Source organism: Kluyvera georgiana (assembly GCF_050990895.1).
Classification (GTDB): domain Bacteria; phylum Pseudomonadota; class Gammaproteobacteria; order Enterobacterales; family Enterobacteriaceae; genus Kluyvera; species Kluyvera georgiana.
In genome coordinates this window covers 4531607-4551648 of record NZ_CP158865.1, presented here as the reverse complement: position 1 = coordinate 4551648, position 20042 = coordinate 4531607, and the positions used below count along the sequence as shown (strand labels likewise).

The following is a 20042-nucleotide window of genomic DNA, read 5'->3' as shown; positions in this document are numbered from 1 at the left end:
AAGACCTCGCTAATCAGATGAAGTGCTTACGCAAACGCTGGGAGAGGAAATCCAGCAGGCTGACGGTGACGATGATAAGAATCATCAGCGCACAGGTTTGCTGGAACTGGAAACCGCGAATAGCCTCCCACAGCGTTACGCCAATGCCGCCTGCGCCCACCATCCCGACCACCGTGGCGGAACGGACGTTGGACTCGAAGCGGTAGAGCGAGTAGGAGATGAGAAGCGGCATTACCTGCGGCAGCACGCAGTAGAGGATCTCTTCGATTTTGTTGGCGCCCGTGGCGCGAATGCCTTCAACCGGGCCGGGTTCAATGGCTTCTACCGCTTCGGAAAGCAGCTTGGAGAGCACGCCAGTGGTGTGAATAAACAGCGCCAGCACCCCGGCAAACGGGCCCAGGCCGACGGCAACGACGAACAGCATGGCGAAGACCATTTCGTTAATGGCGCGACAGGCGTCCATCAGGCGACGCATCGGCTGGTAGACCCACCACGGGACCAGGTTTTCGGCGCTCATCAGGCCGCAGGGGATGGAGAGCACCACCGCCAGCGCGGTGCCCCAGACGGCGATTTGCAGGGTCACGGCCATCTCGCTGAGATAGTCCTGCCACTGGCTGAAATCCGGCGGGAAGAAGTCGGCGGCGAAGGTCGCCATGTTGCCCGCGTCGGTGAACAGGGTGACCGGGTTCATTTCCGCCCCTTTCCAGGAGACGACGAGCACCGCCAGCAGGATGGCCCAGCTAATCAGCGAGAACCAGCTGCGCTTGGGCGGGGGAACGGTGATGGTGTGTTGCATGGTTGGGCTCCGTGCGTGTGTTATTGCCGGATGGCGGCGCAAGCGCCTTATCCGGCCTACCATCGTAGGCCCGGTAAGCGAAGCGCCACCGGGCACCAGGGTTACTGCACCGCTTTGGTCACCGACGTCATCGCGCCAATCGCCGCCGAGGTACGGTCAAGGTCGTTCAGCCGCGCCTGAATCTCGGCGGTCTTCGTGGCTTTATCTGCGGCGTTCAGCGTGTCGTTGCTCTTCACCGTCTGCATCTCTTTAAACAGGGTCAACTGGCGAATCGGCAGCAGCTGGAGATCGCTGGAAGCGCGGAACGGCGCCCAGCCCAGACGTTCCAGCACCGCTTTCTCTTCCGGTGTTTTGCCGTAGTTCATAAAGAAGCTGTACACCTTGTCCTTGGTGGATTCAGACAGGTTTTTACGCCACACAATCGGGTCACCGGGGATCAGCGGCGATTTCCAGATAACCTTCAGCTGTTTCAGCTTGTCCGGCGCGGAGACCTTCAGCTTGTCGAGGTTTTCGGTGTTGTTGGTGGCGACATCCACCTGCTTGTTGGCGACGGCCAGGGCGTTGGTTTCATGGCTGGCGTTAACCGTGCGCTTGAAGTCGCTGGCGGAAGCGTTGTTTTTGGCGAAGACGTAGTAGCCCGGGACGAGGAAACCGGAGGTGGAGTTCGGGTCACCGTTGCCGAAGGTCAGCTCTTTGCGTTTGGCGAGCAGCTCGTTGAGGTTGTTGATCGGGCTGTCTTTGTTGACGATCAGCACGCTCCAGTAGCCCGGTGCGCCGTCGGCGGCGACGGTCTGGGCGAACACCTGACCGTTGGCGCGATCCACCGCTTCCATGGCGGAGAGGTTGCCGTACCAGGCGATGTCGACTTTATTGAAGCGCATGCCCTGAATAATTCCCGCATAGTCCGGGGCGAAAAAAGCGTTCACTTTCACGCCCAGCGACTTTTCCATGTCCTTCAGGAACGGTTCCCACTGTGGCTTTAAGTTCTGCTGTGATTCCGTCGAAATAATGCCGAAGTTCAGCGCTTTTTCCTGTTCTTCCGCGTGTACGGGGCTGAGTAGTGTGCTGAGGCTAAACATGCTGGTAAAGGCCAGCGCGGCAACGGCTTTATAACTCATTTCCATTCCTCATTGTGGGGACGTTAAGCAGCCTGCGCGTTCTGTTCGACGCGAATTATGCTGCGGTAGAGATGGTCAAAACGTTCGTTATCAAACTGCTGGCTGCTGCCGTCGTAGAACACCTGTCCCTGGCGCAGCGCGACGATGCGTTCGCAGTAGCGCAGCGCATAGTCGACCTGATGCAGCGTCACCACCACGGTGATGCCGTCGGTCTGGTTAATATCGCGCAGCGTGTCCATAACGATGCGCGCCGATTCAGGATCCAACGAGGCGATAGGTTCATCGGCGAGAATGACTTTTGCCTGCTGCATCAACGCACGGGCAATGGCCACGCGCTGCTGCTGGCCGCCAGATAACGTCGACACGCGCTGATGAGCCATGTGCGCCATGCCGACGCGGGTTAATGCCTGTAGGGCGCGCTGTTTCTGCTCGCGGGTGAACCAGCTAAAGCAGGTACGCCAGAAGGGCGTGCTGCCGAGCGCGCCAATCAGCACGTTCTCCAGTACGCTCAGACGGTTAACGAGATTGAACTGCTGGAAGATGTAGCCGGTTTGAGCACGGCTCTTGCGGATGTCGCGCGCCAGACGGCCCGCCTGCTGTACGGTATTGCCCAGCAGTTCGATACGACACTCCGGCGTTTTATCGCCGACGATGAGGCCGCTAAGGTGACGTAAAAGGGTGGATTTGCCAGAACCGGACGGGCCAAGCAGAGCCACCATCTCACCGGCGTGGACGTTCAAATCAATAGCGTGCAGTACCTGATGCTGATTGAACGTCTTGTTGAGCTTTTCAACGCGAATAATGGTTTGCATATTGGGACCCTCAAAAAAGGTGGCCCCATCGTGGCGAACTCATGTGACATTTGGGTTAAGACGGGATGACTCGATGATGAATAATTGACAGGGATTTGATGACAGTACGGGAGGCCGTGGCCTCCCGCGTTGTCAGAGCGTTGGCTCCTGTTGTTTGACCACGTTAATCATCCACGGTACGCCGTACCGGTCGATCACGCGGCCAAAACCGTGTGCCCAGAAGGTCTCCTGCCACGGCATTTCCACCTTGCCGTTGGCGGCGAGATTATCGAACCAGCGTTTGCCTTCTTTAACGTCCTGGGTGTCGAGCACCAGCGTGAAGCCCGCGTAGTGGGCGTCGTCGGGTGAGACGCCGTCGCTCATCATAATGTCGCTGCCCGCGATGTGGACGTTGGCGTGAGCAATGGCGCTGTCGGGGAACTTCAGGCCGGAGGGGCAACCGCCTTCGTCATCCATCGCGGAGGGCGGCATTTCGCCGAAGGTGATTTTGTAGCGCAGTTCCGCACCCAGCGCCTGCTGATAGTAGGCAATGGCATCGGCGCAGTTGCCGGAAAAGGCGAGATAGGGACTTAACGGCATGATCGTTACCTCAGGTAAGAGTAGCCAGTTAAGTGTAGTGCGTGTCGGTACAGGGAGCGAAGCGTGGCGGGGGCGTATTGCCGGATGGCGCTTCGCTTATCCGGCCTACGGGACAGCGCAATTTGTAGGCCGGATAAGATGCGTAGCATCGCCATCCGGCAATGCTACAGGTTCAATCAGTTCTTTTTCACAAACTCAGATTTCAGCTTCATCGGGCCGAAACCGTCGATTTTGCAATCGATGTTGTGATCGCCTTCGACCAGGCGGATGTTTTTCACTTTGGTGCCGATCTTCAACATGGAAGAGCTGCCTTTGACCTTCAGGTCTTTGACGACGGTGACGCTGTCGCCGTCGGCCAGCAGGTTGCCGTTAGCGTCTTTGACGATCAGCGCGTCGCTGTCTTGTGCGGGTTCAGCATCGTTCCACTCATGCGCGCATTCCGGGCAGATGAACATGCCGTTGTCTTCGTAGGTGTATTCGGAGTTGCATTGTGGGCAATGGGGTAATGACATGGAGTGTTTCCTCAAAAGTGCAGTGCGAAAGGCAAGGGCCTGAAAAAACGGCAAATCGCCGAAAATAGCCCTGATTATACAATAAAACCCTGCATTTGTCGGTGTTATCCCGGACGGGATGAGGAATGGTGGGGAAATTATCCCTCTCCCCAGCGGGGAGAGGGAACCGATTAGTGGTGCGCGGACTCCGGTATCACCTGTGTTTCGGCGTCTGCCGATTTTGGCGCGCCATAACGTTTCGCATACAGCGCGGTAATAATCGGCACCAGAATCGCGGTGACAATCACGCTGGCGGCAACCAGCGCCGTCGCGGAGGCGGCTACCGGGGCGAACGAGGGGTTAATCTGCGCAATAATCACCGGGTTTGCCACGGCAGCGCCCGCTGCGGAAGAGGCGGCGACGCCTGCGGTGCCGTTACCGCCACCGATGACGCGGTCAGCGATAATCAGCGGAATACCGGTGATAACGATGACGGCAACACCCAGTACGATACCCAGCAGGCCGGTGTCGAGAATCACGCTCAGGTTGATGGTATTACCCAGCGCAAAACCGAAGAACGGAATCAGTACCGGCGTCGCTTTGCTGAAGAAAGTACGCAGGTCGTGGTCCAGGTTGCCGAGGGTGAAACCAATCAGGAACGGCAGGACGGCGCCGATAAAATGGTGCGGTTCGAAAGACGCAAGGCCTGCAGAACCGAGGATGACCATCGTCATCAGCGGGCCGGATTCCAGCGACATCAGGACGAAAGCGCCTGACTCTTCCTTCGTGCCATATTGGTTCATCAGGCTGGCATACAGGCCGCCGTTGGTCATATCCATCGCAGAGACGATCGCCAGAACGGAAAGTCCGGCGAAGAAACCGGTCTGAATACCCGTATCCGGAATGAACATGGCGGCAATCATTGCCACAACCCATGCCACGGCGATTTTGGTCAGTACCAGCGTACCGGATTTACGTAATACCGTGCCGGTGGCGCGTAAATCAATGGATGCCCCAATGCAGAAGAACCAGACGGCCAGAATGGGCACCGTTCCGCCGATCATACCTTTGGTGAAAGATCCGAAATATTCGCCGGTGCTCGGTGCAAAGGTATTTAATACCGCGCCTAACAGTAACGGGATAAGCATCATCCCGCCTGGGATTCGTTCCATTGTCGCTTTAATTTTCATCTGGCATCCTCGCCTCGTACCGCCTTCTGACGGCAGAAGAGATTAAGTATAATAATTTCAGTTATTTACGTTGATATCGTCTGGTGTTTCCATGCCAGCGCACTCCGGATAAGAAGATGTTTTCTGGCATGTTTAAAGTTGTTTCGGACGCTATAATGCATTTACTGGAATGCTGATTCAATGAAAATAAAACGACGTTTTAGTTATATAGATCACACATTTCATAAATGAGAAATGCGCTATGGTGAAATTGAATTGGGCTGTGAATTCTTTGTGAAATATTCTGAAATATTTTTTTTCTTAAATGAGGGGGAAAAGGAGGCGGTTTGCCAGGTTTTTCCACTGGTGAGGCGATAATCGGCAAGGAGAAGGTGAGCGAAATATTTCGCCGTTGTGGCGGGTGTCACTCTTTTGTTAAGTTGATCACAATATTAATCGCTGTTAGGGTAAATAGGATTGCCTCTCTGCGGGATATTTTTCGAGAGGCACCTGATTAACTGACTCGCCATCAGGCCCAACAGGTTTGATTGTCGGAGAACATACTCTAACGCCGACATGCAAACCTGCTACGCTTGGATAAACGGAACCAGACTTGCCACGGTTCCCTTTACGCACCTTCGCAAACGCCTTGCCGTTTGCCCCCACAGGGTGTGCGTTCAAGGCGAAATTGAACGAGGAAAACCATGCTTAGAAGGAAAAAAGTAAAACCGATCACGCTACGTGACGTCACCATTATCGACGATGCCAAACTACGCAAAGCAATCACCGCTGCCTCGTTGGGCAACGCGATGGAGTGGTTCGATTTCGGGGTTTATGGATTTGTGGCCTATGCGCTGGGTAAAGTCTTCTTCCCGGACGCTAACCCAAGCGTGCAGATGATTGCCGCGCTGGGGACCTTCTCTGTTCCCTTCCTGATTCGTCCGTTGGGCGGTTTGTTCTTCGGGATGCTGGGTGATAAATACGGTCGACAGAAGATTCTGTCTATCACCATTATTATTATGTCGCTCAGTACATTCTGTATTGGCCTTATTCCGTCGTATGAGACCATTGGTATCTGGGCGCCGGTGTTGCTGCTGCTGTGTAAAATGGCGCAGGGGTTCTCTGTGGGGGGCGAATATACCGGGGCATCAATCTTTGTAGCGGAATACTCGCCTGACCGTAAGCGCGGCTTTATGGGCAGCTGGCTGGACTTTGGTTCTATCGCCGGGTTTGTGATGGGCGCAGGGCTGGTGGTTCTGCTCTCGACGGCAGTGGGTGAAGCGAACTTCCTCGAGTGGGGCTGGCGTATTCCGTTCTTCGTCGCGCTGCCGCTGGGGATTATCGGTCTCTACCTGCGTCATGCGCTGGAAGAGACGCCAGCGTTCCAGCAGCACGTGGATAAGCTGGAGCAGGGCGACCGTCAGGGCTTACAGGACGGGCCGAAAGTCTCGTTCAAAGAAATTGCCACCAAGCACTGGCGTAGCCTGCTGGCCTGTATCGGTCTGGTTATCTCCACCAACGTCACCTATTACATGCTGTTGACCTACATGCCGAGCTACCTGTCGCATAACCTGCACTACTCGGAAGACCACGGGGTGCTGATTATTATCGCCATTATGATCGGTATGCTGTTCGTGCAGCCGGTGATGGGGCTGCTGAGCGACCGCTTTGGCCGTCGCCCATTTGTCGTGGTGGGTAGCGTGGCGTTGCTGGTGTTCTCGATTCCGGCATTTATCCTGATTAACAGCAACTCCATTGGCCTGATTTTCTCCGGCCTGCTGCTGCTCGCGGTGATTCTGAACTGCTTCACCGGGGTGATGGCGTCGTCGTTACCGGCGATGTTCCCAACCCACATCCGCTACAGCGCGCTGGCCAGCGCCTTTAACATCTCGGTGCTGGTGGCGGGTCTGACGCCTACGCTGGCGGCCTGGCTGGTGGAGTCGACGCAGAACCTGATGATGCCGGCTTACTATCTGATGGTGATTGCGGTGATTGGCCTGATTACCGGCGTGATGATGAAAGAGACCGCCAACCGTCCGCTGAAGGGCGCGACGCCTGCGGCATCGGACATTGAGGAAGCGCGTGAGATTCTTCAGGAGCATCACGACCATATTGAGCACAAGATTGAAGATATCGATGCGGAAATTGCCGCGCTGCAGGAGAAACGTTCGCAGCTGGTGATGCAGCATCCGAAGATTAACGAGTAACGTCTTCCGCGCTGCAGGACGGTGGCGCCGACCGACTTAACGAGCGATAACCCGGACGTACAGCAGTACGCCGGGTTTTTTTATGCTTAACGCTCGCGGAACGCTTCTGCTCTTGCGCGCAGAATTGGCTTCAGCAGGTAGGAGAGAATGGTTTTCTTACCGGTAATGATATCCACCGACGCCACCATCCCCGGGATAATAATCAGCGGCTTCTCGTCGCTGCCCAGGTGGTTTTTTTCGGTGCGCAGACGGATGACATAGAAACTCTTACCGTCTTTGTCAGTGACCGTATCGGGGCTTATCTGTTCCAGCTTGGCCTTCAGGCCGCCGTAGATGGTGTAGTCATAGGCGGTGAATTTGACCATCGCCTCCTGCCCGGGGCGTAAGAATGCAATGTCCTGTGGGCGGATTTTCGCTTCGACCAGCAGCGTATCGTCCAGCGGCACGATTTCCACCAGGTCGTTCCCCGGCTGGATGACGCCGCCGATGGTGTTGACCATCAGCTGTTGCACGATACCGCGTACCGGCGAAGTCACCAGCGTACGGTTAACCCGGTCTTCAATGGCCTTACCGGAAGCCTCGATTTTACTGAGCTCGGTACGTGCCTCATTGAGCTGCGACAGCGCTTCGCTGCGATAGCGGCCACGCGTCTCGTTGATTTTGCTCTCAATCTCTTTGATCGCCGCTTCGGCTCTGGGGACGGCCAGCGTCACGGACTCAAGCTGTCCGCGGGTTTCGACTTCAGAACGGCGCAGACGCAGAACCTCTACTTTGGAAATCGCCCCCTTGGCAACCAGTGGCTCAGACATGCTGATTTCCTGCTGCAACAGACCCAGGCTGCGGCGGTACTGTGCGCCTTTTGCCTGATAGTCCAACAGCTCCTGTTTCTTCTGCACCAGCTGTTCGTTCAGCCCGGACAGTTCGCTCTGAATGCGCTTATTGACGCTGGCGAACAGTTCCATTTCGCCGTTGGCGATATCCGGCGTTTTATTGAGGATTTCCGGCGACAGGGTGAGGGTTTCTTTATTATCCAACTGCGCTGTCAAACGCTGAATGCGCGCCTCCAGCGCCAGACGATCGGCCTCGGACTCGCCAGCGTTAGAGCGAAAACGGGTATCGTCCAGACGCAGCAGCGGCGCGCCGGCTTTTACCACTTCACCTTCGTGCACAAATACCTCGGCGACAATACCGCCCTCCAGGTTCTGGATTTTTTGCAGGCGCGAGGAGGGAATCGCTTTGCCGTCACCACGCGTAACTTCATCAATATCGGCCAGTGATGCCCAGGCAATCATGATGATAAAGAAGCCGAGAATAGCCCACAGGGTGATGCGTACTACGCGCGGGGAGTCATCAATGAGCGCCTTGTTCACCTCGTTAGCAGTGAGCGTTGACGCGTTTTTGTCGCCAAACAACCACTTCATCAGGCGGGTAAGTCGGTTAGCGTTGCGCATGAATTTGTCCTTTCTTCAGTGCGTTCATCACGCTTTCTTTCGGACCATCGGCGATGATTTTGCCATTATCGAGGATGATCAGTCGGTCAACCAGCGTGAGCAGCGAAGCGCGGTGGGTGACCAATAGCAGCGTTTTGTTGCTCACCATCGGCGCCAGCGCCTTTTTAATCAGGTCTTCGCTGGTGTTATCCATAGAGCTGGTTGGCTCATCCATCAGCAGCACCGGCGGGTCGAGCAGCAGCGCGCGGGCTAGCGCCACGGCCTGTCGCTGGCCGCCTGAAAGGTTCATCCCGCGCTCGCCAACCTGCATGTTATAGCCGGACGGATGACGGCGAGCGAATTCATGCACGCCTGCCAGCGTGGCGGCGCGTAGCATGGTCTCTTCATCTACGTAGCTGGCGCCGCTTAACAGGTTGTCGCGCAGCGTGCCGCTGAACAGGTGGATATCCTGCGGCGCGTAGCCGATATTGTGGCGTACATCATTGACGTCGAGCTGACGGGCGTCGATGCCGTCAATCAGGATGGTACCGCCGTTGGGTTGGTAGAAGCCAACCAGCAGCTTGGCTAGCGAGCTTTTGCCGGAGCCGCTACGGCCAATAATCCCGACCTTCTCACCCGGCTCAATTTTCAACGAAATACCGTTGAGTGACAGGTACTGGTTTTGCGGATAGTGGAAGCTGACATCGCGAAATTCGATGGCGCCAGTCAGCGTCTCGCGCTTCAGCGGCACTTCGTTTTCTTCGACCTCTTGCTCCAGATCCATCATGCGATCGATGGTCGCTTTAGTCATTTTGGCGCGCTGGTAGCGGGTGATCAGGCTACAGAGCTGACCAATCGGCATCATCGCGCGGCGGTTGAGCAGGTAGCAGGCGATGAGACCCCCCGTACTGAGATTACCGTCAATAATGCTGTAAACCCCGATGACAATAAGCACCACGCCTGAGATATGCTGAATCCAGGCGGTGAAGTTAACCGCCACGTAAGAGAGCGATTTGACACGCAGCTCAAGCTTACTGAGCTGGCCGATAATCTGTTCCCACTGGTACTGGCGTTCGCTTTGCGCGTTGTTGACCTTAATCGCATCCAGCCCGGTGACGGTCTCAACCAGCATGGCCTGACGCTCGGTGGAAAGGCGATAGGTCTTTTGCACCTGCGCCAGCAGCGGACGCTGCATCATCCAGTTGACGAGCAATGCCAGCGGATAGCAAAGCAGGGGCACAAAGGCCAGCGGGCCGCCGATAATGCTAATTACCAGTAAAATCAATAAGGTAAATGGGAGGTCAATCAGTGCCGTCAGCGTCAGTGAAGAGAGAAAATCACGGACAGACTGATATTCCTGGAAATGTTGCGTAAAGCCGCCGACCCGCAGCGGGCGCTCTTTCATCTTCATACCCAGCAGACGCTCAAAGAGCGCAGCAGAGACGATAAGATCGGTCTTTTTACCCGCCAGATCGAGGCAGATGCCGCGTAATACCTTCAGTATTAAATCAAAAATAAAGGCGATCGAAATGCCGATAGCCAGCACCCAGAGGGTAGCAGTTGCCTGATTGGGTACCACGCGGTCGTAGACGTTCATGACGAACAGCGGGGTGGCAATGGCGATCACGTTAATGATAAAACTGGCGACTATCGAGTCCAGATAGAGGAATTTCGACAGTTTTAGCGTGTCTTTAAACCAGGATTTGGTGCGAGGAATGGTTGCCGTGGGTTGGCTGCCGAACTCATGTCCCGGCTGAATAAAAATCGTTTTCCCGCTGTAGTTCTCCGCCAGCGTTTCGCGCTCAAGCACCGTTTCGCCACCTTCGGTTTCGGTGGACAGCAGGCGGGCGCGCTGTTGATCGTCCCAGCCGATCAGCACTGCTGCCTGATCGTTTTTGAGCAGTACGATGGCCGGTAGCGAGAGGGCGGTAATTTTTTCCAGCGGCCTCTGTAGCACACGCGCTTTTAACCCCGCTCGCTGAGCGGCTCGCGGAAAAGCGCTCAGGGTCAGTCGATGCGCTTCAAGCGGTAAACCGGCGGTTAATACATTTCGGCTGGTGATGACGTTGTGCAGTTTGCACACAATCATTAGCGAATCGAGTAAGGGGTCATCATGGTTTTGACGTGGGTCGAGTCTGATGTTGTCATCAGTAGAGGTATTTGCTTGCTCAAGTGGATCAGTATAAGACGCCATAATCCGACCTTATATACCAGCGAAAAAATCGCTAAGGCTAAAGAATATAATGGGTTATCCCATCGTGAGATGGGATAACCCGCAGGTCCAAAATCAGTTACTTCAGGTCAGGTAAATTACTGTGTGCCGTTTGCTGTACCTCGACCGGCTGCGCGGCAGACGGTGCCTGAATATTCAGCTGTTTTAACAGATCGCCGATGCGTGCGTTGATACGGTAGGTGGTGAACATCTCAGTGAACTGCATCTCAACGTAACGGCGCTGGGCATTGAACACTTCGTTTTCGCTGTCCAGCATATCCAGCAGGCTACGTTCACCGATGCTGAACTGCTCCTGGTATGCGGTACGAACGACGGCGCTGCGATCGGCATAATCTTTGGCGATCGGCACCTGCTGTTTGGCGTTCTGCCAGGCGTTCCACGACAGCCGCAGCTCTTCATCCAGCTGGCGAAGGGCGTTGCGCTTCACGTCCTGCGCTTCCTGCATTTTATAGGCATAGGATGACAATTGCGCCTGATCGCTGCCGCCGTTAAACAGGTTGTAGTTCATACGAACCATGGCCTGCCATTCCTGGTCGTGACCGCGGGTACCGTCAACGTTGTTATCCATGCGGCGGCCAACGTCAATATTGACGCTCGGATAGAAGCGGGATTTTGCGGCTTCGTACTGCTGACGGGTGGCTTCAACATCGGAGTCCGCCTGTTTCAGCAGCGGGCTGTTTTCCAGCATCAGCTTACGCGCTTCGGCCTGTGAGGCCGGGATTTTCGTGGTCATCGGCATCGATAGACCGGTGGCTTCTTTCCCGACTACGCTGTAGTAGTTGGCCTGGGCGTCCTCGAGGTTGGTTTGCTCGGTCAGTAGGTTGTTTTTCGCCTGCGCGAGACGAGCCTGCGCCTGTTCATAGTCGGCGGTTCGGCCTACGCCCTGCTCGGTGCGCAAACGAATCTGATCGAAAATACGTTCGTGGCTTTTCAGGTTATCCTGCGCCAGTTTCACCATCTTTTGACGCATCAGCACGTCGAGATAGCTCTGGATTGCATCCAGCGCCGTCACTTCGCTGGTGTTCATGACCGAGAACGCTCGCGAGTTAACGGTGGCTTTCTGGCGAGCGACTTCGCTGGAGGTGGCAAAGCCGTTAAACACGTTCTGCCGCAGGTTGATGCTTGACTCACTGCGGTGCAGGTTACGGCGATGATCGTCCGCCGCGCGAGTCGATGAGTTATCGGTTTGTTCCCAACCGGTGCCAGCAGACAGATCCAGGGTCGGCAGATACCCGCCCTTGGCCGCGCGCAAATCCTGGTCGGCAGAATAGCGACTGTTGACCGACGCGCTCACCTGCGGATGCCACAGTAAGCTGTCCTTGACCGCTTGTTCGAGCGTAGCTGCGCTAACCGTATTGGCAAACAGTAATGGCAGAGAGAGACCTGTTAATATCCGAATGTGTTTGTTCATCATGACGTCCTTTCCTTACGTTCATTTCCCTGACTCGTGGCTTAATTCACCAGAGGTCATGTCATTAGACAAAAAGTCAACCAGGTGTTGACGAAGATGGGGCTGGTAACAGCCCCATGACGTTATGCATCAGGCTTCGACTTCTGGCTTCGCAATCAAATCATCAGGGTCATTGCTGGCCCAGGATTGATTGTCATCCGTATCGCCGCCTTCTGCGGGAACATGTTCAACGTCATTCGGTGTTTCTGCCGTTTCCGTTGTCTCCGTTGTTTGAATGAGGCTGGAGAGATCCTTATTATCACCGTCGATCATATCACTGAATGACAACGGTTCATCCTGACTAATAATGGTGGCTTCTTGCCCAGACTCATTGCTTTCGCCATTGGGGTGACTTTCCTCGCTGGCGGTTTCCGTTTCATTAAGCGAAGTGTCATCACTATTTTCTAATAGCGTACTGAGCGAATTCGGCTCCGTTTCGACACTTGACTCGTTCACAAGATCGGTGTCGGTGGTTGGGCTATCGGGTTCATCACTGACGTTATCGAGGGTCTGCGAGTCGCTATCAACTAGCGGATTATCGACGTTGTCTGCATCGGTATCCTGTGGACTCTCGCTGTTATCTGCCATTTCCTGGTCGGTATCAGTTGGCTCCGTTGAGGTGCTATCCTCTGCATACTGACTATCGTCAGCGTGGTCGCCACTATCTGCTGATTGCAGGGCGTTGTCATCGGTATTGTTGTTTTCTTCGGTTTCGACGTCGATAGGGGGGGCCGCCATGGTTGTCATGGCGATATCCATTTCCTGAGTGTCAGGAGATTGTTCTTCGTTGTCAGCGTTGCTGTAATCCCATTGTGCGGTATCGGAGTATCCGTTTTCGCTGCTGAACTCATCTCCTTCGTAAGGCCCGGCAGAGGTTTCTACATCCATGGCGAGTTCGAGCGTAGTGTCTTCGCCATCCGGTATGGTGATAGTGATTTGACCGTTGAAATTCTTAATACCGTCATCAAAGAGCAGCGTATAGGTGCCGTCTTCGTTGTACACGACGGTCACGTGATCCATGTCATTACCACTGAATACTGCATCTTTCGGTAGCCCATGCAGCGTTATTTGTGTGATGGTTTGCGTCCCACTTTCGCTCTCCAGATCGACGTTTACATCCAGAGTGACCTTCCAGCTCGCCGTGGTTTGCCCCGGATGCTCGGAGAGACCATCCCCATAGATGACGCCTTCGATAAATTTTGTGGCATTCGGGATGAGCTGCGTTTTACCATCAGCGCTGAATATTTTGATTGCGGTCAGGTTGTTGAATTGGCCGTTATCTTTTTCCGTAGCGCTAAATTGATAGTCAGCCGCTTTGCCGACTAAAAAGATGTAATCTTTGCACCCGCTCTCGCCAATAGCGATCTGATCCCCGCCGACCCCGCCTAGCTTGGTTCCGTCTGTGGTCTTTGAGTGGGCGCCTATAACGAAGATATCACTGTAGTTTTCGCTGCCATCCAGCTTCGTCGCATCCACGTTTTTACTGGTGTAATACTGGATTTGCGACGGATCATCACAGGTCGGCTCAGGATCAACTCCCTTAGTGAGCCAAACTCGAACGCTGCTTCCTATCGCGGTAATGACTCCGTCGACCACGTCAAATCCATAAGGTTCTGAAGAGCCTCCGTTAACCTGGAATACCTTGCCTTCCGTTGATTCACCGGGGATCTCGGACGGTATACCAGGAGTAACGTTGACGGAGAGTGTGATTTTTTCGCTGTCACTGTCGGAATCGGAGTCGCTGTCCGAGTCCGAGTCTGAATCGCTGTCGGAATCTGAGTCGCTGTCAGAGTCAGAGTCGGAGTCGCTGTCAGAGTCAGAGTCGCTGTCGGAATCAGAGTCGCTGTCGGAATCTGAGTCGCTGTCAGAGTCGGAGTCGCTGTCAGAGTCGCTATCTGAATCGGAGTCACTGTCCGAATCAGAGTCGCTGTCCGAATCAGAGTCACTGTCAGAATCGGAGTCGCTGTCCGAATCAGAGTCGCTGTCCGAATCAGAGTCGCTGTCCGAATCAGAGTCACTGTCAGAATCGGAGTCACTGTCCGAGTCGGAGTCACTGTCGGAGTCGGAGTCAGAGTCACTGTCGGAGTCAGAGTCACTGTCGGAGTCAGAGTCACTGTCGGAGTCAGAGTCACTGTCGGAGTCAGAGTCACTGTCGGAGTCAGAGTCACTGTCGGAGTCAGAGTCACTGTCGGAGTCCGAATCGCTGTCCGAATCAGAGTCGCTGTCAGAATCGGAGTCACTGTCAGAATCAGAGTCGCTGTCCGAATCAGAGTCGCTGTCAGAATCAGAGTCGCTGTCCGAATCAGAGTCGCTATCCGAATCAGAGTCGCTGTCCGAATCAGAGTCGCTGTCAGAATCGGAGTCGCTGTCAGAATCTGAGTCGCTGTCCGAGTCGGAGTCACTGTCGGAATCAGAGTCGCTGTCCGAATCAGAGTCGCTATCCGAATCAGAGTCGCTATCCGAATCAGAGTCGCTGTCCGAATCGGAGTCGCTGTCCGAATCGGAGTCGCTGTCCGAATCAGAGTCACTGTCCGAATCAGAGTCACTGTCAGAATCGGAGTCGCTGTCAGAATCGGAGTCGCTGTCCGAATCGGAGTCGCTGTCCGAATCAGAGTCACTGTCAGAATCGGAGTCACTGTCAGAATCTGAGTCGCTGTCAGAGTCAGAGTCGCTATCAGAATCGGAGTCACTGTCAGAATCGGAGTCACTGTCAGAATCGGAGTCGCTGTCGGAATCGGAGTCGCTATCCGAATCGGAGTCGCTATCCGAATCAGAGTCGCTGTCGGAGTCAGAGTCGCTATCCGAATCAGAGTCGCTGTCGGAATCTGAGTCGCTGTCGGAGTCAGAGTCGCTGTCGGAATCAGAGTCGCTGTCGGAATCAGAGTCGCTGTCAGCATCTGCATCGGTATCATCCCCGGTTACAGTTCTGTCAGCGGGGTTGAGGATCGTGATCTCTTCTTCAATATTCGTATCGGGAAAATCCAGGCCTTCCGTAGGGTAGCCAGCGGTAGGGTCGACTACTTCACCGGTCAGATCCAGTATCACATGCGTGTGTGAGCCGCCGACGCCGGGTGCACCACCGCTTTCGACGACGGTCTGCGGGCCAGCCGCGGTGGCTTCAAGTATTTGAGTCGGGTCCTGACCATCAGCAATTGCCTGCTGTATTGCCGCAACGTCAGTAGGGGGAGTTTCAGGAGTAGCGGCAGGGGAAATGCTTGTACTGTCCCAAAGGCTATCGCGCCCAAGGTCGAGATTTTTGCCATTTGCCAGGCTTACCGTGACTGCGCCATCGGCACCTGTTGCAATTTGTTCACCGGCAAAGATTTTATCCCCTTCCACCAGTAAGCGTCTGCTTCCGTCAGGTGAAATAGCGAAGGCTTGCCCTATAATCGCTTTTATTATTCCGGTTACATCAGCCATATCTTACTCCTCTTAATATTACGTGAACGGTTCCATTTGTTCATGGCTCATAGAGTTGTGGTGTATTACTTGGCTCCATGGCAGCATCTGCAACACAAAACACTGTGGCTAATACGTTTGTGTGTGTGCTGATAGTATTCCAGACCCTCATGGAGATGAGGTCTGGTAAATAAAAATTGGCTATAGTGGTAAGGTAATATGCAAAAAAAACGTTTTCTTTGATTTTAATGTCGTTTTAGTAGGAATTTTCTGTAAAGAAATTAGGATGTGATTATTTTCTGATGGTGAGTAAGTGATGAAGGGTGTTTTATAAGGATATCCATGATTAACTCATTGATATTAAACGGTGTGTATTTCTTTGCAAGCTGCTTTGAACAATGTTTCTGTATTATTTCTTGTAACTCATTGATAATAAACGAGGTGATCTGATGCTTGTGTATCGGCTGATTTCTATTTCGATATTACTTCTAATACATAAGATTATCTTGTTATAAAAATGGGGTGTCTCATTTGTGATTTTTGAGTTTTATTTGGATGATTCATAAATGAATTTAACGAGTTAATACATGGAGTAAAGTTTTTCGATTAAAATAACGTGGTTTCGTATTTATAATCGCTTTGTTGTAGGTGTTTTTTGGGTGGCAATAAGTTATTTCAGACCATCTGGTATAAAAAATAGATAAGAAAGATTATCTTATAGACGTTGGTTTTTTGAATGTATTCATCAGTGAAAAAGAAAAGGGCCAGCTTATGCTAGCCCTTTAGTATTAAGCATCCGTATCCGGTTGTGCAATAAGACTATCCAGTTCGGCGGCCTCATGTGCACCCCAATGCTCTCCACTGTCTCCACCCGAACTTTCGGCGGGCACATCCTGAACGTGCCCAACTCCAGGGTCGTTGCCTGCAGAATCAGCAACCTGAATGAGTGAACTGAGATCTTTGGCGTCATCATGAATAATGTCGCTGAGATCGATAACGTTCGCCTGATTTGGCTCACCGTTGTTGGCAACCGCGGCTGAGTTGTCTGCCGGTGTTTCCACGCTCTGTGCGGTATTGGCGCCGTTCAGCTGGCTATCGATATCATCCAACAAAAGAGTGAGTGATGTTTCAGGATTTTCTTCAGCAGGTTGCGTCAGCGACGCATCCTGATCGACATTGCTCAGGTCGAGATCATCGTGGTCAACCAGCAAGGTTGAACTATCTTGATCCGTTGCAGCACTATCGCCCACGGTATCTGTTCCGTCTGCAGAGGCGGTTGAGTTAGCGTCTCCACTGTGTTCAGCAGCGCTATCTCCTTCAATCAGATCCGCTGTTGACTCATCGTTCGGCTGTTCAACCGAACCTGTCTCTTGTGGTTGAACGGTGCCGGCACTGTTATCTGAGGTATCGGCTGACGCAGTAGTATCTGTATGATTATCAGATACATTATCCTGCGAGCTATCGGCGGTTTCTGCCGCATGGTGCACGTCGTCATCCGCGGTCATCAGATTTGCGGAGCCACTCTCTGTGTGATGATCTTCGTCGCCAGTGATGGTGATCGCGTGATCGCCACTGTTGGCATCGATATCGCCTGACGAGTGCGATGAACCATCAACCTCCGTGGTAATCTCCACTTTGATCGACCCGAGATCGTCTATCTGCGTCGATGAGGTAAAGGTGAGATCGATATCCAGGTTGCTATCACCGGCGATATCGATAATCACATTGCCATTTGCATCAACCGTATAATCTTCGCCGTTGTAGCCGATCGTCGTACCCGGCGGCAGCCCGGTGAGTTTAATCGACGAGATATGGTCGTTACCCGCCGCACCATCGAGATTCGCATCAATATTCAGCTCATACTGCCAGGTGGTATGGGTATCCGGGTGTGAAGGATCGAGACCCTCTTTCCCATCGCTGGAGATGACTTCACTCACTCGGTTGTTGCCACCATATGTTTTACCGTTAATGGTGACGTTCACACTTTCGTAATAGTTGATGCTGTTATTGACGTTAGCCGAACCCGCAGACGAGCTCCAGCTTGATGATCCTGGAACAAAAATGTAATCGTTGGCGTTACTCGACGCTGGTTCCCGATTCCCGTTCACCGCGTTCATTGAGTGCTGTGTGCCATCACCTTGGGTATAGGTACTGTCTTCATGCAGGACGAAGATGTCTGTTTTACCTTCGTTACCCTGAGCATTACCCTGGTCGTAAACGTGAATATTTTCAGCAGGAATATCGCTGGAAACGTATTTTCCAATATCCCCGGCGGAGACCCAAACCACCACGTTAGCACCAACCGCGACGATCATTCCGTTGCTATCGACGTCAAAACCATTTCCGCTTGGATCTTTACTGCCGCCGTTTACCTGCGTGACTTTTGATGACTCCGTCGCGCTCACGTTGACGTTGAGAGTGACGTTGGAGTCAGAATCACTGTCGGAGTCTGAATCGCTATCGGAGTCCGAGTCACTGTCGGAATCGGAGTCGCTGTCGGAATCGGAGTCGCTGTCGGAGTCCGAGTCGCTGTCGGAATCGGAATCGGAGTCGCTGTCGGAGTCCGAGTCGCTGTCGGAATCGGAATCGCTGTCGGAGTCCGAGTCGCTGTCAGAATCCGAATCGCTATCAGAGTCCGAGTCACTGTCAGAGTCTGAGTCGCTGTCCGAATCCGAGTCGCTATCGGAGTCCGAGTCAGAGTCACTGTCAGAATCCGAATCGCTGTCGGAGTCAGAGTCGCTGTCAGAATCCGAATCGCTGTCGGAGTCTGAGTCACTGTCAGAGTCTGAGTCGCTGTCCGAATCCGAATCGCTGTCGGAGTCTGAATCGCTGTCGGAATCGGAGTCCGAGTCAGAGTCACTGTCAGAATCCGAATCGCTGTCGGAATCGGAGTCCGAGTCAGAGTCACTGTCCGAATCCGAATCGCTGTCGGAGTCGCTGTCAGAATCCGAATCGCTATCAGAGTCCGAGTCACTGTCAGAGTCTGAGTCGCTGTCCGAATCCGAGTCGCTGTCCGAGTCAGAGTCACTGTCGGAATCCGAATCGCTATCAGAGTCCGAGTCACTGTCAGAGTCTGAGTCGCTGTCCGAATCCGAGTCGCTGTCCGAGTCAGAGTCACTGTCCGAATCCGAATCGCTGTCGGAGTCCGAGTCACTGTCCGAATCAGAGTCACCCTCATCCACTGCATCCGATCGCTCCAGGACCGTCAGTTCCTCTTCTAATGGCGTATTGGGGAAATCTATGCCTTCTGTCGGATATCCAGCGGTGGGATCGACTCTTTCGCCGGTGAGATCCAGGATAACGTGAGTATGGGCACCGCCAGCACCGGGTTCACCGCTGCCGGTGGCTGTTTGTGGACCTGCGGCGGTAGCCTCAAGAATTTGTGTCGGATCCTGGCCGTCGGCAATGGCCTGCTGAATGGCGGCAATATCCGCGGTATCCGTTGCCGCAGGTGTGATGGCGATACTATGGCTGCCATCCCAGTGGCTGTCGCGGCCGAGATCCAGCGTTTTTCCATTCGGGAGAGCGAGAGTGACGGCTCCGTTAGCGCCAGTTTCAATTTGCTCGCCGCTGAGAATTTTATCGCCCTCAACGAGCAGGCGTCGTGTTCCATCTGGTGAAATGGCGAAGACCAGGCCGATAATCGCTTTAATTGTTCCGGCTATACCGCTCATTCTGCTCTCCCATTGGACTTGCGCGGTTTTTTCCGTTTCCGCTGTAATATTTTTTATCGTTTTGTTATCGCCGAACTATGAAGGGGATTTCAGCTAGACGGATTAATAGTACTGATATTTCGAACGCTGTAATACACCCGGAACCGACGATAGGTCGTATCTTTGTCCTAAGATATGACGAATTGAGGATTTATTCTTTGATTTTAATGTTGTTTTAATCCGGTATGGCTGTAAGAAGCCGCTAATTATAGGAGGGGAAATATCGACGGTTAGAGCACTAATAATATTTAAGGCACATTATTAATGCGCCTTAAATAGTCAGCTTAATTATTGGGTTATATTAGTCTTTCCTCATCATCGCCAATAAGCCCTTCCAACCCGCTCAGCGTCTGACGCGCTTGCGCACGGTTTAACAGTTTGTTTTGTGCTGCTGGCGGGAGGTCGGTGATGCTGATAACCCCTTTGCTCATCAGCACCTCAATGAGGTCTTCCAGCACGCGGACCATATCCAGGTCGCTCTGCTGCAGACGCTGTAGCGTGGCCGCACGTAGGCTTTCCACCTTCAGCCATTCGCCAATCTCTGCGGTTGTCTCCGCACTTTGCTCTGTCATGCCCCTGAATTCAGCGGCCTCAACCCGAACGATCCGTCCTTCACCATCGCGTTCAATAAAATGCATGGCTGCT

General features: G+C 53.6%; 13 protein-coding genes. 1 reads left to right on the top strand and 12 read right to left on the bottom strand.

From position 1 onward, the window contains the following. Positions 1-13: 13 nt before the first annotated feature. From phnE to kdgT, 6 genes are all read right to left on the bottom strand, one after another. A complete protein-coding gene (gene phnE / locus ABTW00_RS21560) occupies positions 14-796 on the bottom strand; it encodes a phosphonate ABC transporter, permease protein PhnE (protein WP_433637534.1) in 783 nt (260 codons plus the stop codon). A 101-nt stretch (positions 797-897) separates the two neighbouring features. Then, the gene (gene phnD / locus ABTW00_RS21555; RefSeq protein WP_433637532.1) at positions 898-1914 is read right to left on the bottom strand and encodes a phosphonate ABC transporter substrate-binding protein; all 1017 of its coding nucleotides are present in this window, start codon (positions 1912-1914) and stop codon (positions 898-900) included. A 23-nt stretch (positions 1915-1937) separates the two neighbouring features. After that, the gene (gene phnC, locus ABTW00_RS21550; protein WP_433637529.1) at positions 1938-2726 is read right to left on the bottom strand and encodes a phosphonate ABC transporter ATP-binding protein; all 789 of its coding nucleotides are present in this window, start codon (positions 2724-2726) and stop codon (positions 1938-1940) included. Between the two features lie 132 nt (positions 2727-2858). After that, on the bottom strand, positions 2859-3305 hold the full coding sequence (yjdN, locus tag ABTW00_RS21545; RefSeq protein ID WP_065356605.1) for a VOC family metalloprotein YjdN: 447 nt from the start codon (positions 3303-3305) through the stop codon (positions 2859-2861). Positions 3306-3481: 176 nt separating this feature from the next. After that, on the bottom strand, positions 3482-3817 hold the full coding sequence (locus ABTW00_RS21540) for a zinc ribbon domain-containing protein YjdM (RefSeq protein WP_064546752.1): 336 nt from the start codon (positions 3815-3817) through the stop codon (positions 3482-3484). A gap of 170 nt (positions 3818-3987) precedes the next feature. Next, a complete protein-coding gene (gene kdgT, locus ABTW00_RS21535; protein WP_065356607.1) occupies positions 3988-4986 on the bottom strand; it encodes a 2-keto-3-deoxygluconate transporter in 999 nt (332 codons plus the stop codon). A 683-nt stretch (positions 4987-5669) separates the two neighbouring features. Between kdgT and proP the strand changes: the two genes are divergently transcribed. Next, the gene (proP, locus tag ABTW00_RS21530) at positions 5670-7172 is read left to right on the top strand and encodes a glycine betaine/L-proline transporter ProP (RefSeq protein ID WP_433637525.1); all 1503 of its coding nucleotides are present in this window, start codon (positions 5670-5672) and stop codon (positions 7170-7172) included. Positions 7173-7258: 86 nt separating this feature from the next. Here proP and ABTW00_RS21525 read toward each other — a convergent pair whose 3' ends face one another. From ABTW00_RS21525 to ABTW00_RS21500, 6 genes are all read right to left on the bottom strand, one after another. Continuing rightward, a complete protein-coding gene (locus ABTW00_RS21525; RefSeq protein ID WP_064546766.1) occupies positions 7259-8593 on the bottom strand; it encodes an HlyD family type I secretion periplasmic adaptor subunit in 1335 nt (444 codons plus the stop codon). A 16-nt stretch (positions 8594-8609) separates the two neighbouring features. Next, positions 8610-10796, bottom strand: a complete 2187-nt coding sequence (locus ABTW00_RS21520; protein WP_433637522.1) for a type I secretion system permease/ATPase — start codon at positions 10794-10796, stop codon at positions 8610-8612. A gap of 97 nt (positions 10797-10893) precedes the next feature. Then, positions 10894-12246 (bottom strand): TolC family outer membrane protein, encoded by a 1353-nt coding sequence (locus ABTW00_RS21515; protein WP_064546768.1) that lies wholly within the window; start codon positions 12244-12246, stop codon positions 10894-10896. Positions 12247-12375: 129 nt separating this feature from the next. Beyond that, entirely contained in the window at positions 12376-15705 is a 3330-nt protein-coding gene (locus ABTW00_RS21510; RefSeq protein WP_433637520.1) for a retention module-containing protein, read from the bottom strand. Between the two features lie 767 nt (positions 15706-16472). Then, positions 16473-19358 (bottom strand): retention module-containing protein, encoded by a 2886-nt coding sequence (locus tag ABTW00_RS21505; RefSeq protein ID WP_433637518.1) that lies wholly within the window; start codon positions 19356-19358, stop codon positions 16473-16475. A 335-nt stretch (positions 19359-19693) separates the two neighbouring features. Next, positions 19694-20035: a tryptophan synthase subunit beta gene (locus tag ABTW00_RS21500; RefSeq protein WP_065356610.1), complete on the bottom strand. Its 342-nt coding sequence runs from the start codon at positions 20033-20035 to the stop codon at positions 19694-19696. Positions 20036-20042 lie beyond the last annotated feature (7 nt).